A 17,916-nucleotide genomic window follows, 5' to 3' on the forward strand; every position below is an offset into this window, starting at 1 on the left:
AATATTCATCGATGCTGCACTAGATATTTAAAACCGGTAATAAGAGAGTATCTCGATTCATGAAGAAAAAAGTTGTTTTATTTGATCATGACGGTGTTCTCGTTGAAACCGAGCAATGGTACTTTCTGGCGAATAAAAGAGCGTTCCGCGAGATTGGGCTTGATCTTGAACTTGAACCTTATCTAGATTTTATGGCGCGAGGCGAAAGTATTTGGGAATTTATAAGTAAAGAATACAGTGCGAAGGTCATCGCCGAGCAGCGCGAAAAACGAAATCTTTATTACCGTGAATATTTGCAAACTGAAGAAATTGAAATTGCAGATGTTCTCGAAGTATTGAAGAAATTGTCGGAAAAATATCGAATGGCTATTGTTACCACCTCCAAACGTGTGGATTTCGAATTAATTCATGACAATAGAGACATCGTCCAGTATATGGATTTTGTTTTGACCCTCGAAGATTATGAAAATGCAAAGCCGCATCCTGAGCCTTATTTAAAAGCCTTAGAAAAATTTTCTGTTCTTAAAAATGAAGCCTTGGTTGTTGAGGACTCTGCGCGGGGTTTACGTTCCGCAATTGCTGCTGGAATTGATTGCGCCGTTGTCGATAATGAATTTACGAAAACTCATGACTTTACCGGCGCACGATACCGAATTAGAAATTTATCCGAGTTGTTCACAATATTGTGAATGAATAACTTCGTATTAAGCAGTTGCCTCAAGCTGCCGCCAACAAACGATCGTATTTTCGACTCAATATATCGTAAAACTGCTCGCGTAATCGGGTGATTTCTCTTTTAATTTGCCCAATCTCTTCGTCGCTAATATCCTGGCGTCCGACATAAACGTGTTTACGAAAATAGGCTATTTTAGCTCCGTATAAACGTAGGGTCTTTTCCATAGTCTTTTCGCCGAGCATTAATAAGTTAGATTCAGCATCGGCAATTTTGTTAAACGCCGCGACCAATTCATTATTAATTCGATCCAGCTCATCTTTTCTCGCTTGCGGCCAACGAATTCCAAAGCGAGTCGACTCGATAATTAGGGAAGAGTATTTTGCAAAAGCGTGATTAACATTGCCAACATCCTTTGAAATACCTTCGAATAACTCTAGGCGGCGATTTAGTCTAGGGTACGACTGAGCTGTGGATCGTTTGGTGGTGATAATCCAACTAAAGAACATCGCGATTAAGGCTCCGAGGCCGATCTTCAGGGTGGCGTCGATTAGTTGCCAAATAGTATCTTGTTCCATAAATTGTTCCTCTGGTTCATTTGCTGTCAACAAACCGTCAAATTCTTGTATTACCTGAAGAAAAGCAATACTCAGGCCAAGTAAATTAAATGCGTCGAGTGCTGAGTTGATGACTTAGTTCGCTGAGGAGGAGGGTACCTTTGCGAAAAAGTCAGAGAGCAGGGAAAGGCAATAATACGACGGAAATTTGACGACGCGCGAAGCGTGATTGACGAGGGAGGCGAACTAAGCACCGGCTATCTTGACCTTAAAGCCCAGACCTTCGAGATGAGTCTTCAATTTGTCACGATGATCACCTTGGATTTCGATGACGAAATTCTTAACGCTACCACCGGTGCCACAAAACTGTTTTAGTTTTTTTGCGCGGTCTTTTAACGATGATTCTGTTTCTTCGATGCCGCTTATAGTAGTTACGCCTTTACCCTTTCTGCCTTTGGTTTCTAGTCTCAGTCGGACAATGCCATCGCCAGCGGGCGACGCTTGTGATTTGTCTGCTGGTGCTTTTACTCTGCCCGTTTCTGTAGAGTATACGAGTCGTGAATCTTTGCTCATTATTTGCCTGAAGTAAGTTGAATGTGACGCGTTTAGTTTACAGTTTGGTGTTCGCCAATATAGCTAATTCACGTCTACATAAATAATGTGGTATTGTCCTTTGCGGCCGGTGCGACTGCAAGTAACTTTTTTGTGGCCTTGAGTGTAAAGTTTTTGATAATTGCGATTAAAGTGAAAGCAATCGCGAACGATTGAAGAAGCTGTGAGTAGCCTTAAATATGACTGAAACAGATCTTAAACAGAGAATTTATATCGTAATTTTTGGCACTGATACGCCGGCGGGAAAGCGATTTGATTTAATGCTTATTTGTGCAATTGTACTCAGCGTTGCCGCCTTCATGCTGGATTCAATTGAGTCAGTCTCAGCATCCTATGGCGTATACTTAACGGTGCTCGAATGGATTTTTACACTCGCATTCACCATCGAGTATGGGGTGAGAATTTATTGTTCTCCAAAGCCTATTGCTTATATGCGCAGTGGTTATGGTGTTATTGATTTGCTTTCCGTGTTGCCAACCTACCTAAGTTTCTTTTTCCCGGGAACCAGTTATGTGCTCATAATACGCTTACTGCGTGTGCTGAGAATATTTAGAATTCTAAAACTCGTCAGGTTAACGGGTGAGGCAAATATATTGATTCGATCGATATTGGCTTCGCGACGAAAAATATTGGTGTTTTTTAGTTCGATACTTGTTGCAGCAACTATCATCGGTTCCTTTATGTATCTCATCGAAGGTGCCGAAAATGGTTTTACCAGCATCCCTAAAAGCGTCTATTGGACAATCGTGACAATTACAACGGTCGGATATGGTGATATAACTCCCCATACCGTATTGGGGCAGACCTTGGCAGCGCTGACGATGTTAATCGGATATTCGGTTATTGCGGTGCCAACTGGAATATTGACGGCAGAGTTGGCAACAGAAATGCAGCGCACGCGGACGATAAAAAATTGCCAGAACTGTAATCGTTCTGGGCATGAAATGGATGCGAATTATTGTCGTTTTTGTGGCGTAAAGCTCCCAAACCTAGACGAAGCGGTAAAAGACAAATAAGGAATAGTTAAAAATCAGAATCTTTTTGTAATGCTCTTATGTCTATTAAGCGTTGTTCTATAAGCGCTACCTGTCGCGTATCTTTTGTTAGGCGTAGAGCATTTTGTAGTTGAAGCTCCGCTCGATCGTAGATTCCTGTAAGAATAAAATATTCTGCTCGAGATAAATGTACGGCAAGGATGTTACCCACAAGCCCGTTTGTTTCCGCAAGTAAATACCATGCGTAGTCGCTTTTCGGTTTTAGTCTGACTAGGCGATTCAATAAAATTTCACCCGCACGATATTCACCGGCTTCCATGAGTATTTCTGCCAATTGAATATTAATGGCGTAGTTATTGGGGTAATACTTGAGTAAATTTTCCAGGCTATTAATAGCGGTAGTGTAATTTTTTTCTTTGGCGTCGAGTTGTGCAGCTGCTAGCAGGTAAATTGTTTTTTCGGGGCGCTGCTGTAATAAAATATCGAGTTCTTTTCGTGCCTTTGTTGTTTCTCCGGTGGCAATGAGGGCTAATGTTAAACCATAGCGGCTTGCTTCTTGGGACAAAGATTGCCCATCGATTTCACTCTGAAATCGCTTCACTGCTTGTTGAGGGGTGGTTTCGTAATGCAAGCGAACTCGGGCGCTGACTAAGTGAAAGTCTAGATTGTCCGCGTACTCTTTTGCGGGATATTGCATTGCTCGTGAGCGAGCGTCGGCAATTCGGCTCTCGGTAACAGGGTGGGTAGAAAGAAACTCGGGAGGGCGACGCGTGTAGCGGTATTGCTTGAGCATTACTTCGAACATTTCAGCGGCGGCTTCAGGATTTCTCCCTGCTTTCACGAGATTCTGGATACCGGCTCGATCGGCCTCTTGTTCGAAAGATCGGCTATACCGCAGTTGATTATCTAAGGCTAAGGCCTGAGTAGCTGAAATTGCCGCAATGCCAGCATCACCACCGCCTGCAGCCGCTAGAACAATACCCGCTAGTAAGCCCGCCATGGTAGGAATGGTGGCGTTTTTTTGGGCAATTCGTTGTCTGGCAATATGGCGCTGACTTAGATGGGCAAGTTCGTGAGTTAGAATTGAAGCAAGCTGGTCTTCAGATTCAACCTTCAAAAATGCTCCCGTATTGACTCCTACCACTCGGCCTGGCGCCGCAAATGCGTTTAAGACGGGAGTTTCGATCACTATGAGGTCGAAGCTTTTGTTGTCTAGTTCGCTGTAGGCGGCTAGTTCGGTAATTAAGTTTTCTAGATAGCTATATATGATAGGGTCTGAGGACGTGGGCACCTGACTGCGGTACAATTTCAATATTTTTTGGCCCAGTTCATATTCTTCTTCTCTGGAAATAACCGATGAACTTGTATCACCAAGCTCAGGTACTTCAATCTCGGCGGAATAGCTCGCTGGAGAAGGAATTAACAGCGCCGAGATCAGAAACATCGATATCAGAGTCTGCGCATATTCTGGGTGGACGCCAGAGAAGAGTTTGAAGAATTTAGTCACAAATTACCAACCTAATGAGTATCATCTAACGTTTTTAGCGGCGGGAGCCAAAATCGCTTGGATCAAAGTATGCTAGGGAAGATCGAAATAATCTATAGTCATCAGAGACCTTAGTCTATTTTTGGATGACTCTGTGGACCCATTTTCTAACCATTAAGTGCCCGGCTTCCCAAATATCCTCGTTAGCAATTCGAGGTTTTGAGGCCGAATTAGTTCCTGCTGTAGTTTTTAGTGCTAATTTTGAGCAAAGCGTTGTTTGTTTAAATCTGTAAAGCTTTTACTTCGCGAAACGGTAAATAAAACTCTTGGTACAAGTAGCGATCGAAACCGGCTAGCTAGTTTGGGCGTGGCAGCGTGAACATAACAAGATATTAATAGAAGAGAGAGTTAATTCGACGATGGATAATGATGTTAAATCAATCGATACAACAATAGATGCGTCGGGATTGACTTGTCCTTTGCCCTTATTGAAAGCAAAGCAAGGATTAAAGCCGCTGCAAAGTGGGATGTGCCTGAAACTCATTTCCACAGATCCGGGATCAGTAAAAGATTTTAAAGTTTTTGCGGAGTTGAGCGGTAATCGCTTGTTGGAATTTAATGAGAGTGGTGAAATTTATACCTTCGTTTTACAGAAGGCTTGAATAAAGTATTTGTTAAAGAAGCACCTAGCAAGATTTTCGTAATAAACATTGAGTAATTTCTCGTTATGATAAATATTTTTCGCAATTGGATGAATCGTTACTTCGCCGACGAAGAGGCGGTTTTGGTTGTAATACTGTTAGCCGCAGCGGTCGTATTAATGATGACGCTCGGGGATATTCTTGCGCCCATTATTGCTAGTGTCATTATTGCTTTTCTTATGGAAGGGATGGTGGCGCGCTTAAAAGGTATTGGCGTACCGCATATTGTTGCGGTGGTTATTGCCTTGTTGGTCGTCGTTGGTGCAATTATAGTTTTGTTATTTGTGCTTTTGCCTGGTATGTGGAATCAGATTTCAAATCTGGTGGCGGAAGTGCCGGGTATGGTTTCGGAAATGCGTCGTGTCGCGTTGTTGTTGCCAGAGCAATATCCAAATGTTTTTAGTGAATCCTTTGTGGATGAATCTATCACTAACACCAACCGCCAGCTGAGCACTTTTAGTAATTCAGTATTGTCGTTTTCAGTCGCGAAATTGCCGTTGTTAATTGCAGTAGCAATTTATATTGTCTTGGTCCCGATTTTGGTGTTCTTTTTTCTTAAGGATGGCAAGAAAATTTTGTCATGGTTGGGAAGGTTCTTGCCGAATAACCGCCCGGTGATGACACAAATCTGGGTTGAGATGAACATTCAAATCGCAAACTATGTGCGCGGGAAAGCGATAGAAATTTTAATTGTTACCAGCGTTAGCTATCTGTCTTTTGCCTTGTTAGGGCTAAACTACGCACTATTGTTGGCTATTACTGTGGGTATGTCTGTTTTAATTCCTTATATCGGTGCTGTGGTTGCGACGATTCCTATTGCACTTATTGGTTTCTTTCAATGGGGTTGGTCTTCGGAATTAATGACGGTAATCATTGTGTACGGTGTCATTCAAATGCTAGACGGCAATGTCTTAGTGCCTTTACTTTTTTCTGAAGCGGTAAATTTACATCCAATTGCAATAATTCTGGCAGTTTTATTTTTTGGTGGTATTTGGGGTTTCTGGGGTGTGTTTTTTGCGATCCCTTTAGCAACCTTAACCAAGGCAATTATTACTGCCTGGCCAACTCGTGAGCAAGTTCTACACTATCATGAGAGAGAAGCAGAAGATGCTAAGCCAGCAGAGGGTGATACCGTTTAAAGAATTGTAGCGAGGATTCCTTCGAGCGGAATCTTTTTGTGTATGTATAACTTTTTGTCTTGATGGATGTTGTCAGCACTTATGCTTCGCTATAGATCAGTTGCTTACAAGAATTCTGCACCACCTTGGTTAGTAATTTCGTGGTTTTTCTTCTTGTGGCGGATGTAGAAAATATATCAAAGCTTAAGAATATTTAATCTTTTCAAAACATTTCACGTTGAAATGTTTTTTTCGATTCATCTTAGTACTACAATTACGGAATTCACGCTTACTCTTCGATTACTTAAATTAAAAACCTTTCCGCTCTAAAGGAGACCTGGATGCAAGAGGATATTGATCCCCTCGAAACCAAAGAATGGCTTGATGCGATGTATTCGGTCATCCGACACTCCGGCAAAGAGCGAGCGGCATATTTAATTAAACAGCTAGCTGACAGTGCGATCACTGAAAATGTCTCGATGCCAGCGGCGATAATCACTCCTTTTAGAAATACCATTCCGTTCCACGCAGAAAAACGTATGCCAGGCGATTTATTCATGGAGCGTCGAATACGTTCTTTGATTCGTTGGAATGCACTGGCAATGGTCATGCGTGCAAATGATAACGACGATGCCTTGGGTGGCCACATCGCCACGTTTTCATCAGCGGCGACACTTTATGATATTGGCTTCAATTATTTTTTTCACGGTAACGACAAAGGGTATTTGGGCGATTTAATATATTTTCAGGGTCACAGCTCGCCGGGAATGTATGCGCGCTCTTTTTTGGAGGGCCGTTTAACCGAGGAGCAGCTTGATAATTTTCGACGTGAAGTCGATGGCAAGGGTTTGTCTTCTTATCCTCACCCCTGGTTGATGCCTAACTATTGGCAATTCCCAACCGTCTCTATGGGACTTGGTCCTATTCAAGCAATCTATCAAGCACACTTCATGCGGTATATGTCAGCGCGAGGATTGGCACCGCGAGGCGATCGACACGTGTGGGCCTTTCTTGGTGATGGCGAATGTGATGAACCGGAATCTTTAGGTGCAATTTCTTTAGCGGGTCGAGAGCAGCTCGAAAACTTAATTTTTGTGGTTAATTGTAATTTGCAGCGACTCGATGGCCCGGTGCGCGGCAATGGAAAAATTATTCAAGAGTTGGAAGGTGTCTTCCGCGGCGCAGGATGGAATGTCCTGAAAGTTGTTTGGGGTAGGCTGTGGGATCCTTTGTTGGAAAAAGATACGACCGGTTTATTGCAAAAACGCATGGACGAAGTTTGCGATGGCGAGTTGCAAAACTATAAAGCTAACGGCGGCGCCTATACTCGCGAACATTTCTTTGGAAAATATCCAGAATTGTTGGAGCTAGTTAAAGATTTAAGCGATGAAGATATTATGTATCTTAATCGTGGTGGACATGATCCCTATAAAGTTTACGCAGCCTATGCGCAAGCGGTCGAACATAAGGGGCAGCCGACCGTGATTCTCGCCCATACCGTTAAAGGTTATGGTTTGGGTGATGCCGGTGAAGCGCAGAATGAAACTCACTCCGTTAAAAAGTTGGATATGGAATCGCTAAAGCGATTCCGCGATCGATTTGGAGTGCCGATTTCCGACGAAGAATTAAAATCTACACCTTACTATCGTCCACCAAATGATTCTCCTGAAATTACTTATATGCGCAAGAAGCGCGCTGAACTTAACGGGCCTTTGCCTTCCCGCCAAAGCGAATTTAAAGCACTTGATGTTCCAGAGCTAGACGCGTTTAGTGCGCAATTAAAAAGTAGTGGCGACAGAAAAATTTCTACCACGATGGCCTTCGTCCGTTTGTTATCGACATTAGTGAAAGATAAAAAAATGGGTGAGCGCGTTGTGCCTATTGTCCCTGATGAAGCGCGAACCTTCGGTATGGAGGGTATGTTCCGTCAACTCGGGATTTATTCTTCCGCAGGTCAAAAATATACCCCTCAGGACTCTGGCCAAATAATGTATTACAAGGAAGATAAAAAAGGCCAAATTCTAGAAGAAGGAATTAATGAAGCGGGTTCTATGTCTGCATGGCTGGTTGCGGCAACTGCATACAGTAATTTTGCTTGCCCAATGGTGCCATTTTATATTTTCTATTCGATGTTTGGCTTCCAGCGAATTGGCGATTTGGCTTGGGCCGCAGGGGATAGTCAGGCGCGAGGATTTTTGATCGGCGCGACTGCTGGTCGAACTACCTTAAACGGCGAAGGCTTGCAGCATCAAGATGGCCATAGTCACATTCTCGCGAACACAGTGCCTAATTGCCGTACTTATGACCCTACCTATAGTTATGAGTTGGCGGTGATCATTCAAGATGGTCTGCATCGAATGTATGAGAAAAAGGAAAATTGTTTTTATTACATCACGACGATGAATGAAAACTATGAGCATCCTGCGATGCCAGTGGGTGCGGAAGAAGGCATTATTAAAGGCGCTTATTTATTACATCGCTGTGATGTGAAATCAGATAAAACCGTTCAGTTAATGGGTTCTGGAACTATTTTGCGCGAAGTCGAATACGCCGCGGAAATTCTGCGACAAGAATTTCAAGTGACCTCGGAAGTGTGGAGCATCACCAGCGCGAACGAATTGGCCCGCGAAGGTCAAAGCGTGCAACGCTGGAATCTGATGCATCCAGACCAGACACCACGAAAAAGTTATATCGAGCAACAGCTAAAAGGCCATGAAGGACCGGTTGTCGCCGCGTCAGATTATATAAAACTTTATTTTGAGCAGTTGCGTGATTTTATCCCGCGTCGTTATAAAGTGTTGGGGACCGATGGTTTTGGACGCAGTGATAGCCGTGAAAAATTAAGAAGCTTCTTTGAGGTTGATCGTCACTATATTGTTATTGCGGCACTCAAGTCATTAGCGGATGAAGGCAAGCTTGATGTACAGGTGGTTATTGGCGCGATGAAGAAATTTAAAATTGACCCAGAAAAAATTGATCCAATCCATTTGTAATTGAAAAGCGATACCTAAAATTTCATACCAGAAAATAGCGGTTTTTTGAGAAAGGAAATACTGTGTCAAAACAAACTATAGTTGTTCCAGATATTGGTTCCGATGACCCGGCAGAAGTCGTCGAGGTGTGCGTCGCAGTTGGCGACACTGTGGAAGTTGAGCAATCTATTATTGTTTTGGAAACCGACAAAGCCTCGGTTGAAGTGCCTTGTAGTCATGCAGGAAAAGTTGTCGGACTGCTTGTGAAGGAAGGTGATCAATTAAAGACTGGTGCGCCAATCTTGGAATTAGAAACAGGTTCCAATGAAGTTGCAGAAAATGATAGCGAAGCGGTTTCCGCGGAAGCTTCGACGGACGCGAGCAATACAAGTGATTCAGAAGAAGTAGAAAATGAAATTGAAGCACCGGAAGTTAGTCGGGAGATCATTGAATCCGTACCTGATATTGGTGGCTCAGCCGATGTTGAAGTTATCGAGCTCTGTGTTGCGGTTGGTGACAGTGTTGAAGAAGGTGATTCACTCCTCGTTTTAGAATCCGACAAAGCCTCGATGGAAGTGCCCGCAACCACTGCCGGTGTTGTCAGCAGTTGGTTAATTAAAGAGGGCGACAAGGTCAACGAAGGCCAAAATATTGTTGTTCTCCAAACGAAAAAAAGCGCAACGGCGAGAACGAGTACCGCAAAAAAAGCGCCTGAGGAAACTAAATCTACTGAAGCAGCTCCTACGCCTGTACCGACAAAAACTACCGCGACGCAATCGCCGCGCCCAATTCCCGCAAGCTCAGGCGTTATCCCAGCTGATGGCAATGCACATGCTGGTCCCGCAGTAAGAAAGTTGGCGCGACAGCTCGGTGTTGATCTTAGCAAGGTAAAAGCGACTGGTCCCCGGGGTCGTTGCACGAAAGATGATGTGCGTAATTATGTGAAGGAAATAGTTGCAGGTGGTGGCGGTGCCGCTATTCCTGAGGTTCCTGCGGTAGATTTTTCTCAGTTTGGCGATGTTAAAAAAGTAAAGCTCAGCAAAATTAAAAAATTAACAGCTGCGAATATGCATCGGAGTTGGCTCAACGTTCCCCACGTTACCCAATTTGATGACGCGAATATTTCTGAATTAGAAAGTTACCGTAAAAAACAAAAAGGCGAAGCAGAAAAGCGTGGTGTAAAACTAACGCCAATTCCTTTCATCTTAAAAGCTTGCGCATTAACTTTGCGCGCAGAGCCCAGTTTTAATGTTTCGATCGATCCGGACGGCGAGCACATGATTGAAAAAGATTATGTGCATATCGGTATGGCCGTTGATACACCTATTGGCTTAATGGTGCCAGTTATTCGCGATGTCGATAAAAAAGATATTTGGGAAATTGCAGAAGAAACATTAAGTCTGGCGACGAAGGCCCGCGATGGAAAGCTTACGCCTCGAGAAATGAAAGGTGGTTGTTTTACCGTTTCTAGTTTGGGCGCTATCGGCGGGCGAGGCTTCACCCCCATCGTTAATACTCCTGAAGTTGGTATTCTCGGTATTTCTAAAGCGGCGATTAAACCAGAGTGGGACGGCAAAAATTTTGTACCAAGTACGCAGCTTCCGCTGTGTTTGTCTTATGATCATCGTGCGGTAAACGGCGCAGACGCGGGACGTTTTCTAACTCACTTGGTGGGTCTGTTGGCGGATTATAAGCAACTCGTTTAGTGGTTGAAAAAATAAATATCTTGCGCCCTAAGGCATCCATAGGCGCTTCTCGCGATTAATAGATTCCAGCTTCTAACCCCGCTGCCATTGTTAAGCCCAATTCTTCCCAATCAGACAAAAACGCGGTTGAGAAATCACCTTTTGAAACTAAAGGCTCTTTGATCGCTTTCCATTTTAGACCAGTAATAATTTTTTCCATGGCTATTTTTGTACCGGTGCCATCAAGTCCTGCACGAATTGCAATGGCATAGGGGAGACCTTGTTTTTTTTCGAGGCAAGGATAATAAATTCGATCAAAAAAATCCTTCATTGCACCGCTCATATAGCCGAAGTTCTCGGTAGTTCCCAGTAAGATTGCATTTGCCCAAAGAACATCTTCAGCAGTTGTTTGTAATGGTTCCGTCACACGAAGTTCAATTCCATTCATGTCTTCATGAGACGCGCCGCGAACAAGTGAGTCGCGTAGTAATTTTGTATTCTCTGATGGGCAGTGCACAGTAATGAGTAGATTTTTCATAATTCTTTTCTGCGTTTTGTGAGCAGTGCTATATGACAAGTAAACGCCTAGAAACTTTATTCTCTAGGCTTTAACAGCACTATGTCTTTTATTCCACATCGTTCGTCCATAGCGCCAGGTCCTCGGTTGCTCACAACGATATCGTCAAATTTAGTGACTTTATTTCCAGTGCTAGTAAAACCTATCTTGAATGCACCATTCAGGCCGGGGCAAGGGTGACGTAAACCTACAAGGTAATTATCTCGGTTTCCCAAGGTTAAAATGACATTGTATTTATCGACATAGCGCCAGCCGTTAATGCGATAGACAAGGATCTCTGCCTTGCTGCCTTCAACGCTTAGATTCATATCATCCAGTGCTTTGGCGATTTTATCTTCAGAGTCCGCGGGTGTACTTTGGCATGCAGTAAATACTATGGAAAGAGAAGCGATAAACGCTAAAACAGAGTTTCTTCTCATGTTGCTTTCCTCAATATCAAAATTTCAATGTTTACAGGTATGTTTGAGCAGTTCGACTTTAACGCTTAGACCTGGGTCATGCAATTAACTTTGGATGGACTAGGCTTCGTTTTCTCCATCTTCAAGTAGAAAACGCGCACGACGCAAAGCTTCGTTTAAGGTAATTGATGGGTAAAAATTATTTTGCAGTTCATGAATATATTTTAAAGTTCTGAACCCATCAAACCAAAATTGAATCTGTTGTCTGCAGTGGGATTCGGAAGTGACATTATTATCAATATGTTCGAACAGGCGGTGAATGCCTAAGTTGCTTAGTGTGTTTCGGCTTGGGAGTGTCAATTGCGCTAGCCAGTGAGAAGGGCTTTTGCGTAAATTCCAATATTGCTTGAATTGTTTAAGTAGCGTCGCTAGCTCTTTAAAAACAATCGGGTCATAACTTTGGAACTCACTCTGACGTTTTAATTTTAATATTTTGTCAACGGCCGGACCGGTGCCAAAGGGAACTCTGTTTGAATTTCTAGATGCTAAGATAATTGCTTCGCCATCTAATAATTTTATGGGCGCGAGTTTAGCGAGCTTGTTGAGTAAATAAAAATCTTCACCGCCAGAACGTTTTGGAAAGCCCCTTACTTGGCAGTAGTGCGTTGCGGAAAATGCGAGGCAGCTACCTATTGTGTGAAAGGCATAAGGCGATCCGGCCCAGCGTAAGCCGTTCACGTAATAGTGTAGTGATTGTTCGTACAAATATGTTGCAGCTGTAATCTCATCACATTCGCCCCGGTGAACAAATGGAAAAGTAGCGGCACTATGAGATTCGACATCCAGAGTGCGCTTAAAATAGTCGGCTGGTAAAGCGGCGTCCGCATCGGTGCTGTGAATAACAATAGTTCGCTTTGATTGTTGCGAATTATTTTTGGCGATGAGCGCAACCCCAACGTCGCAAGCGATTTTTCTTGCGAGCCCAACGCCTTGTTTGTAGGGGATCTTTCGTTCTTCACTAAAACGATCGATGAGGATTAAATGACAATTATTTTTCCAACGTATATGGCTCAAGTTTTTGTTTTGCCAGTGTAGCTTTCCCGAGTTAAGCCCGTAGTCAAAAAGCTCAGAGTTTAATTGGCATTGCGCTACTTGCTTGGTTTCGGGGTCGTCAGGTTCGTTGATAATAAGAATGACTAAAACCTTGGTTTCGTTTTCGCAGTGAACTTTTAAACGTTTTAAAAAGGCGATGTCTTCGTTATACGCAGGTACGGCGACTATGTGATCAAAAGTAATGACGTTGATGTTTTCTAGCGCGTACTGACTTTCCGCTTCGGCATAATTGTCCAAATAGTGTTGGTAAATTCCTAACGCAGTGGTTTGCCTTGGCATGTCAGTGTAGAGCGGCTCTAATCGGCAGTTGCGCGACGATGCGCGCTTCCGCTTCTAACAATTCTTCGAGGCGATTTTCGATGATATTTTTGGGGAAGTAATTCGCCGCAAGATCTACAAATAATTCTGCATGACGAGATTCCGAGTTACTGATTGCGGTATAAAAACGTTTCAAGGTTGGATCATCCTGGGCTTCAGCAACGAGACTAAAGCGTTCGTAGCCGCGTGCCTCAACGATACCGCCGACAAGTAATCTATCCATCAAATACTCATCACTTTCTTTACGCATTAATTTTCTAAATTGATTAATGTAAGGATCTTTTTCATCAGTAGCCAACTGTAAGCCTCGTTGCTGAAGGAGGCGTATGACATCTCGAAAGTGGGTCATTTCTTCAATACTGAGATCGACCATGGCTTTGACGAGTGCAGGACGATCGGGGTAGTGGGACAACATTGACATCGCCATTCCTGATGCTTTTTTTTCTGCTGCGGCGTGATCGATAAGGAAGGCGTCAAAATCTCCAATAACTTTTTTTGTCCAGTCGCTGGGGGTGTCGAATTTTAGTTTGATCATCTTTATTACTTGGTTTTCTAGTGGCTTCTGAATTCGGAGCAATACCCTAACTGAGTTTTCCAAATGGGTCACGGCAAATGTTTTTCGTGTTTTATTTGGAATGCTTAATCAATGCTTTTAGTGGGGTTTTTGTCCGATGTTTCAGAAAGCTCGCGGATTCATAAATAGTTAATAGGGGCTGCCACAAAAGAGTCCGTTGTCGCTAAATTATTCATTGTGGACGATCAACTTTGTTTTGAAATGACACTTGTGGCGAGATAATAATCCGACCCTACAAAAATTCCGCTCAAAGCTCTGTTGCTGATGGATCATTAGCTGAGTTAATACTGCCAAAATTCTTACATTTATCATTCACAATTCCCCAGTATTTTGCGAGAATGCAGCACAAATAATTTCAAAAAAGCACTGTTTTTCTCCTCGAATCATTCGCTATTTGCTGTCTGCTGTTAGGATGTGTTTAGCTGCTTGACTTTGATGACCGGGGGGTTTAGAACAGTGCGCTTATCCCGCTAGCGATAGAACAGGACTCTCTCATGTCGACAATTAAAATCACCGTCAATGGTAAAGAAGAAACTATTCAAGATATCGATCCAACTACACCTCTACTTTGGGCCTTAAGAGACAATCTAGGCTTAGTTGGCACCAAGTATGGCTGTGGTGTTGCTCAATGTGGCGCGTGTACAGTCCACCTTGAAGGCTCACCAGTACGTTCGTGCTCAACGCCTATCTCCGCTGTTGAAGGCAAGGCAATCACAACAATTGAAGGTTTAGCGGTTAATGGCGATTTGACCCCAGTTCAAGAAGCTTGGGTTGAGCTAGACGTTCCTCAATGTGGCTACTGTCAGGCTGGGCAAATCATGTCTGCTACTGCACTTTTAAAGGCGAATCCATCTCCGACTGATGCTGATATCGACGCCGCTATGTCCGGCAACTATTGTCGATGTGGTACCTATACCCGAATTCGAGCTGCTATCCATTCAGCCGCTGACGCTCAGAAAGGAGAGAAAGCATGAGAGCCACAAATTCTGAGTCCTATTCGGACGACATCATGAACGACATTTTTGCTCAGGCTGAGTCTGAGTGGGCCAAGCAAGGCGCCGTTGGCGTGAATCGCCGTTCTTTTCTTAAATTAGCCGGTATTGCTGGCGGTGGTTTGACTTTAGCAATGAGCGTGGGGCCGATGAGCCTGAGCGCTGATGCGGAAAGTGAAGCCTTGATGAAGGTTAATACCTACATTCGTATTTCTCCTGAAGGCAAAATTTATATCTATTCTAAAAACCCCGAAATCGGCCAAGGCGTGAAGACATCTATGCCAATGATTGTCGCTGAGGAATTAGATGCCGCTTGGGAAGATGTTGTGGTTGAGCAATCCCCAATTGGTCGTGAATTTGGTGCTCAGTTCGCCGGTGGTTCTCGGTCGATTCCAAGTAACTGGGATGCCTTGCGTCAATCGGGTGCTGCAGCTCGCGCCATGTTGTTAGCCGCCGCTGCCAAACAGTGGGGTGTCTCTGTTGATACGCTTCGCACTGAAGATTCAAAAGTTATCAATGGTAATGGTGAGAGCCTGGGTTATGGCGAACTAGCTTTGGCTGCGTCAAAAGAATCCGTTCCCGAAACAAGCTCCTTGAAGTTGAAAGAAACCAGCGAATTTCGTTTGTTGGGTAAGCGTATCACCGGTGTTGATAACAATATGCTCGTTACTGGTCAGCCACTGTTTGGTATTGATCAACAATTCCCTGACATGGTTTACGCGACTTATACCAAGAGCCCCGCTTTTGGCGCGAAGGCAGTGAGTGCAAACCTCGAAGAAGTTAAGAAAATGCCAGGTGTTAAAGACGCATTTATTTTGGAAGGTAACGGCAACCAAGAACAACTCGCTTCTGGTGTCGCTATTATCGCCAATTCAACCTGGGCTGCTTTCCAAGCTAAGCAAAAGTTAAAAGTTAAGTGGGATCAAAGTGGTGCCACCGATAGTTGGACTGGTATCGTCAAGCAAGCGCAGGAATTGGCTAAGCAAGATGGCGAAGATTCTGTAAAAGAATCTGGTGATGTCGCGGGCGCTTTTGCTAGCGCATCTAAAACGGTTGAGTCTCTTTACACTTACCAATTCGCATCTCACGCTAACTTAGAGCCACAAAATTGTACGGCGGAATTCAAAGATGGTCAGCTTACATTGTGGGCACCAACGCAAACGCCAACCAGTGCAATCGCTTCAGTCGCAGCGGTAACAGGTTTGTCCGCCGATAAAATCACCCTAAATCAATTACGTATCGGTGGTGGTTTTGGCCGACGTTTATTAAACGATTACGCCTGTGAAGCGGCAGCCATTGCGCAAAAAGTTGACGGGCCGGTGAAAGTACAGTGGACTCGTGAAATGGATATGGCCCACGATTTTTATCGTCCTGGTGGTTTCCATTCGTTTAAAGCTGGGCTTGATGCTGACGGTAAAGTCTCTGCTTGGCAAAATCATTTCATCACTTTCAGCAACAATGGTAAGCGCCCAGTCAGTGGTGGTTCACTGCGGCCGACAGAATTTCCTGGGCCAAATGTTGAAAACTACAAACTAACTCAGACGGCATTGCCATTGGGCGTTCCTTGTTATGCATGGCGCGCACCCGGTGCCAACTGTTTTGGTTGGGTAACACAAAGTTTTATTCATGAGTTATCTGTAGCTGCTGGAAAAGATCACCGAGATTTCTTAATCGATTTAATGGAGCAGAAGTTTGATGACAACACTGGCGGACTGAATGCTCAGCGCGCGGTTGACGTTATCAAATTGGCGACTGAAAAAGCTGGCTGGGGTAAAACAATGCCCGCAGGTCGTGCCTTAGGTCTTGCCTTCCATTACAGCCATGCTGGCCATATTGCCGAAGTTGCTGAAGTGAGCGTTGACGCGAATAAGAAAGTCACCGTGCATAAAGTTGTTCTTGCAGCGGATGTTGGACCCATCGTGAATATGAGTGGTGCGGAAAACCAAGCTCAAGGTGGTGTTGTAGATGGTTTAAGCACTATGGCGAGATTGGAAATTACTTTTGAAGACGGCATGGTAGAGCAATCTAATTTCCATAACTATCAGCCTCTAAGAATGAGAAGTACTCCAGAAGTCGAATCCTACTTTATTCAAAGCGATAACTCTCCAACGGGTTTAGGTGAACCAACGCTTCCCCCATTGGCGCCAGCGGTGTGTAACGCGATTTATGCCGCTACTGGACATCGTGTTAAAACTCTCCCATTGAGCAAAGAAGGTTTTACTGTTTAATAAAATCTACACTTTGAAAAATAAAAAAGCCGCGAATTAATTCGCGGCTTTTTTTTGTCTAAAATTTGGCTGGGATCAACATTGGGGCTAGAGGTTTATTTTAGTTGATAGCTTGACGCCCTAAATGAGGTTCGTGTAATCTCGCTACAACTGTATTTTAATACAGTTGTAGGTAAAGCAGATATAGATGCTAAATCATTTCGAATTTGGTGGCCGTTCAGCCCAATTTGGAGAAGGCGAACAGGGTAAGCTTATAAACGAATAATTTTATAAATAAATTAGCAGAGGGTAAAAAAGATGATTGGTTACGCGACTTTAGGTAGTAACGATGTAGAAAAAGCAAAATCGTTTTATGGGCAAGTGTTAGCTTTGCTCGGTGCAAAGCAGCTCATGGCATTCGGCGAGCAGGTTTATTTTGGCGTCGATATGAGTAAACCAATGCTGGGTGTCGGAACGCCATTTAATAAAGAGACGGCGACAGTGGGGAACGGAACAATGATAGCTTTACCTGCAAGCGATAGCGCCATGGTCGATGCCGCTCATGCTAAGGCGCTGGAGTTAGGTGGTACAGACGAAGGTGCGCCAGGAAATCGAACCGATAATTTTTACGGTGCTTATTTTCGTGATTTAGACGGGAATAAACTCGCTGTTTTTTGCATGGTGTAAGTTCAGTAAGCCCAAATCCAGTGACGCTTGCTCGCACATTCAGGCGTCGTTGGATTTTTATTGTTTTACGTAAATATTTATTTAGTGCTCTTCTTTTCGGATCGTAACGAAAAGTATAGTTAACACTAAAATAGAAAAACCCGTGAATCCGTGGGCCAGAACCGCCCAGCGATTTGGGTTGTGAGTCCCACCGCATGCATGCTCAGGCAAGTAATGAATTATTATTTTCCCGCGAAAATTTCTTCATGGTT

At 43.8% G+C, this 17,916-nt stretch carries 16 protein-coding genes; 9 read left to right on the top strand and 7 right to left on the bottom strand.

The window, feature by feature from the left end; all coding sequences use genetic code 11:
* The first annotated feature begins 59 nt into the window (after positions 1 to 59).
* Complete coding sequence (locus ACYUCY_RS02630) at positions 60 to 689, top strand: HAD family hydrolase (protein WP_460224889.1); 630 nt, start codon at positions 60 to 62, stop codon at positions 687 to 689.
* Between the two features lie 28 nt (positions 690 to 717).
* Here ACYUCY_RS02630 and ACYUCY_RS02635 read toward each other — a convergent pair whose 3' ends face one another.
* Entirely contained in the window at positions 718 to 1,251 is a 534-nt protein-coding gene (locus ACYUCY_RS02635) for an energy transducer TonB (RefSeq protein WP_460224890.1), read from the bottom strand.
* Positions 1,252 to 1,476: 225 nt separating this feature from the next.
* Positions 1,477 to 1,803: a stress response translation initiation inhibitor YciH gene (gene yciH, locus ACYUCY_RS02640; RefSeq protein ID WP_460224891.1), complete on the bottom strand. Its 327-nt coding sequence runs from the start codon at positions 1,801 to 1,803 to the stop codon at positions 1,477 to 1,479.
* A 218-nt stretch (positions 1,804 to 2,021) separates the two neighbouring features.
* Between yciH and ACYUCY_RS02645 the strand changes: the two genes are divergently transcribed.
* Complete coding sequence (locus ACYUCY_RS02645; protein WP_460224892.1) at positions 2,022 to 2,858, top strand: ion transporter; 837 nt, start codon at positions 2,022 to 2,024, stop codon at positions 2,856 to 2,858.
* A gap of 7 nt (positions 2,859 to 2,865) precedes the next feature.
* On the opposite strand, the gene ACYUCY_RS02650 is transcribed toward ACYUCY_RS02645, so the two are convergent.
* Complete coding sequence (locus ACYUCY_RS02650) at positions 2,866 to 4,344, bottom strand: M48 family metalloprotease (RefSeq protein ID WP_460224893.1); 1,479 nt, start codon at positions 4,342 to 4,344, stop codon at positions 2,866 to 2,868.
* Between the two features lie 398 nt (positions 4,345 to 4,742).
* Here ACYUCY_RS02650 and ACYUCY_RS02655 point away from each other — a divergent pair, with 398 nt between their 5' ends.
* The 4 genes from ACYUCY_RS02655 to ACYUCY_RS02670 all read left to right on the top strand — a co-directional run bounded on the left by ACYUCY_RS02655 (position 4,743) and on the right by ACYUCY_RS02670 (position 10,820).
* Entirely contained in the window at positions 4,743 to 4,985 is a 243-nt protein-coding gene (locus tag ACYUCY_RS02655) for a sulfurtransferase TusA family protein (RefSeq protein WP_460224894.1), read from the top strand.
* A gap of 65 nt (positions 4,986 to 5,050) precedes the next feature.
* On the top strand, positions 5,051 to 6,163 hold the full coding sequence (locus ACYUCY_RS02660; protein WP_460224895.1) for an AI-2E family transporter: 1,113 nt from the start codon (positions 5,051 to 5,053) through the stop codon (positions 6,161 to 6,163).
* 320 nt (positions 6,164 to 6,483) lie between these two features.
* Positions 6,484 to 9,135, top strand: coding sequence for a pyruvate dehydrogenase (acetyl-transferring), homodimeric type (gene aceE, locus ACYUCY_RS02665; RefSeq protein ID WP_460224896.1), 2,652 nt, complete (start codon positions 6,484 to 6,486; stop codon positions 9,133 to 9,135).
* A 62-nt stretch (positions 9,136 to 9,197) separates the two neighbouring features.
* A complete protein-coding gene (locus ACYUCY_RS02670) occupies positions 9,198 to 10,820 on the top strand; it encodes a dihydrolipoyllysine-residue acetyltransferase (RefSeq protein ID WP_460224897.1) in 1,623 nt (540 codons plus the stop codon).
* A gap of 55 nt (positions 10,821 to 10,875) precedes the next feature.
* On the opposite strand, the gene ACYUCY_RS02675 is transcribed toward ACYUCY_RS02670, so the two are convergent.
* From ACYUCY_RS02675 to ACYUCY_RS02690, 4 genes are all read right to left on the bottom strand, one after another.
* Complete coding sequence (locus ACYUCY_RS02675; RefSeq protein ID WP_460224898.1) at positions 10,876 to 11,337, bottom strand: NAD(P)H-dependent oxidoreductase; 462 nt, start codon at positions 11,335 to 11,337, stop codon at positions 10,876 to 10,878.
* A 56-nt stretch (positions 11,338 to 11,393) separates the two neighbouring features.
* Positions 11,394 to 11,795: a DUF6491 family protein gene (locus ACYUCY_RS02680; RefSeq protein WP_460224899.1), complete on the bottom strand. Its 402-nt coding sequence runs from the start codon at positions 11,793 to 11,795 to the stop codon at positions 11,394 to 11,396.
* 99 nt (positions 11,796 to 11,894) lie between these two features.
* Entirely contained in the window at positions 11,895 to 13,166 is a 1,272-nt protein-coding gene (locus tag ACYUCY_RS02685; protein ID WP_460224900.1) for a hypothetical protein, read from the bottom strand.
* A gap of 1 nt (position 13,167) precedes the next feature.
* The gene (locus ACYUCY_RS02690) at positions 13,168 to 13,740 is read right to left on the bottom strand and encodes a MiaE family protein (protein ID WP_460224901.1); all 573 of its coding nucleotides are present in this window, start codon (positions 13,738 to 13,740) and stop codon (positions 13,168 to 13,170) included.
* A gap of 533 nt (positions 13,741 to 14,273) precedes the next feature.
* On the opposite strand from ACYUCY_RS02690, the gene ACYUCY_RS02695 reads away from it, so the two are divergent.
* The 3 genes from ACYUCY_RS02695 to ACYUCY_RS02705 all read left to right on the top strand — a co-directional run bounded on the left by ACYUCY_RS02695 (position 14,274) and on the right by ACYUCY_RS02705 (position 17,665).
* Entirely contained in the window at positions 14,274 to 14,753 is a 480-nt protein-coding gene (locus tag ACYUCY_RS02695) for a (2Fe-2S)-binding protein (protein WP_460224902.1), read from the top strand.
* Positions 14,750 to 16,999: a xanthine dehydrogenase family protein molybdopterin-binding subunit gene (locus ACYUCY_RS02700; RefSeq protein WP_460224903.1), complete on the top strand. Its 2,250-nt coding sequence runs from the start codon at positions 14,750 to 14,752 to the stop codon at positions 16,997 to 16,999. Before ACYUCY_RS02695 ends, ACYUCY_RS02700 begins: the two co-directional genes overlap by 4 nt.
* A 297-nt stretch (positions 17,000 to 17,296) precedes the next feature.
* Positions 17,297 to 17,665 carry a VOC family protein gene (locus ACYUCY_RS02705; protein WP_460224904.1) on the top strand — a complete coding sequence of 123 codons (369 nt, stop codon included), beginning with the start codon at positions 17,297 to 17,299 and terminating at the stop codon, positions 17,663 to 17,665.
* Positions 17,666 to 17,916: the final 251 nt, after the last annotated feature.

The sequence above is a fragment of the Aurantivibrio infirmus genome (genome assembly GCF_054767315.1).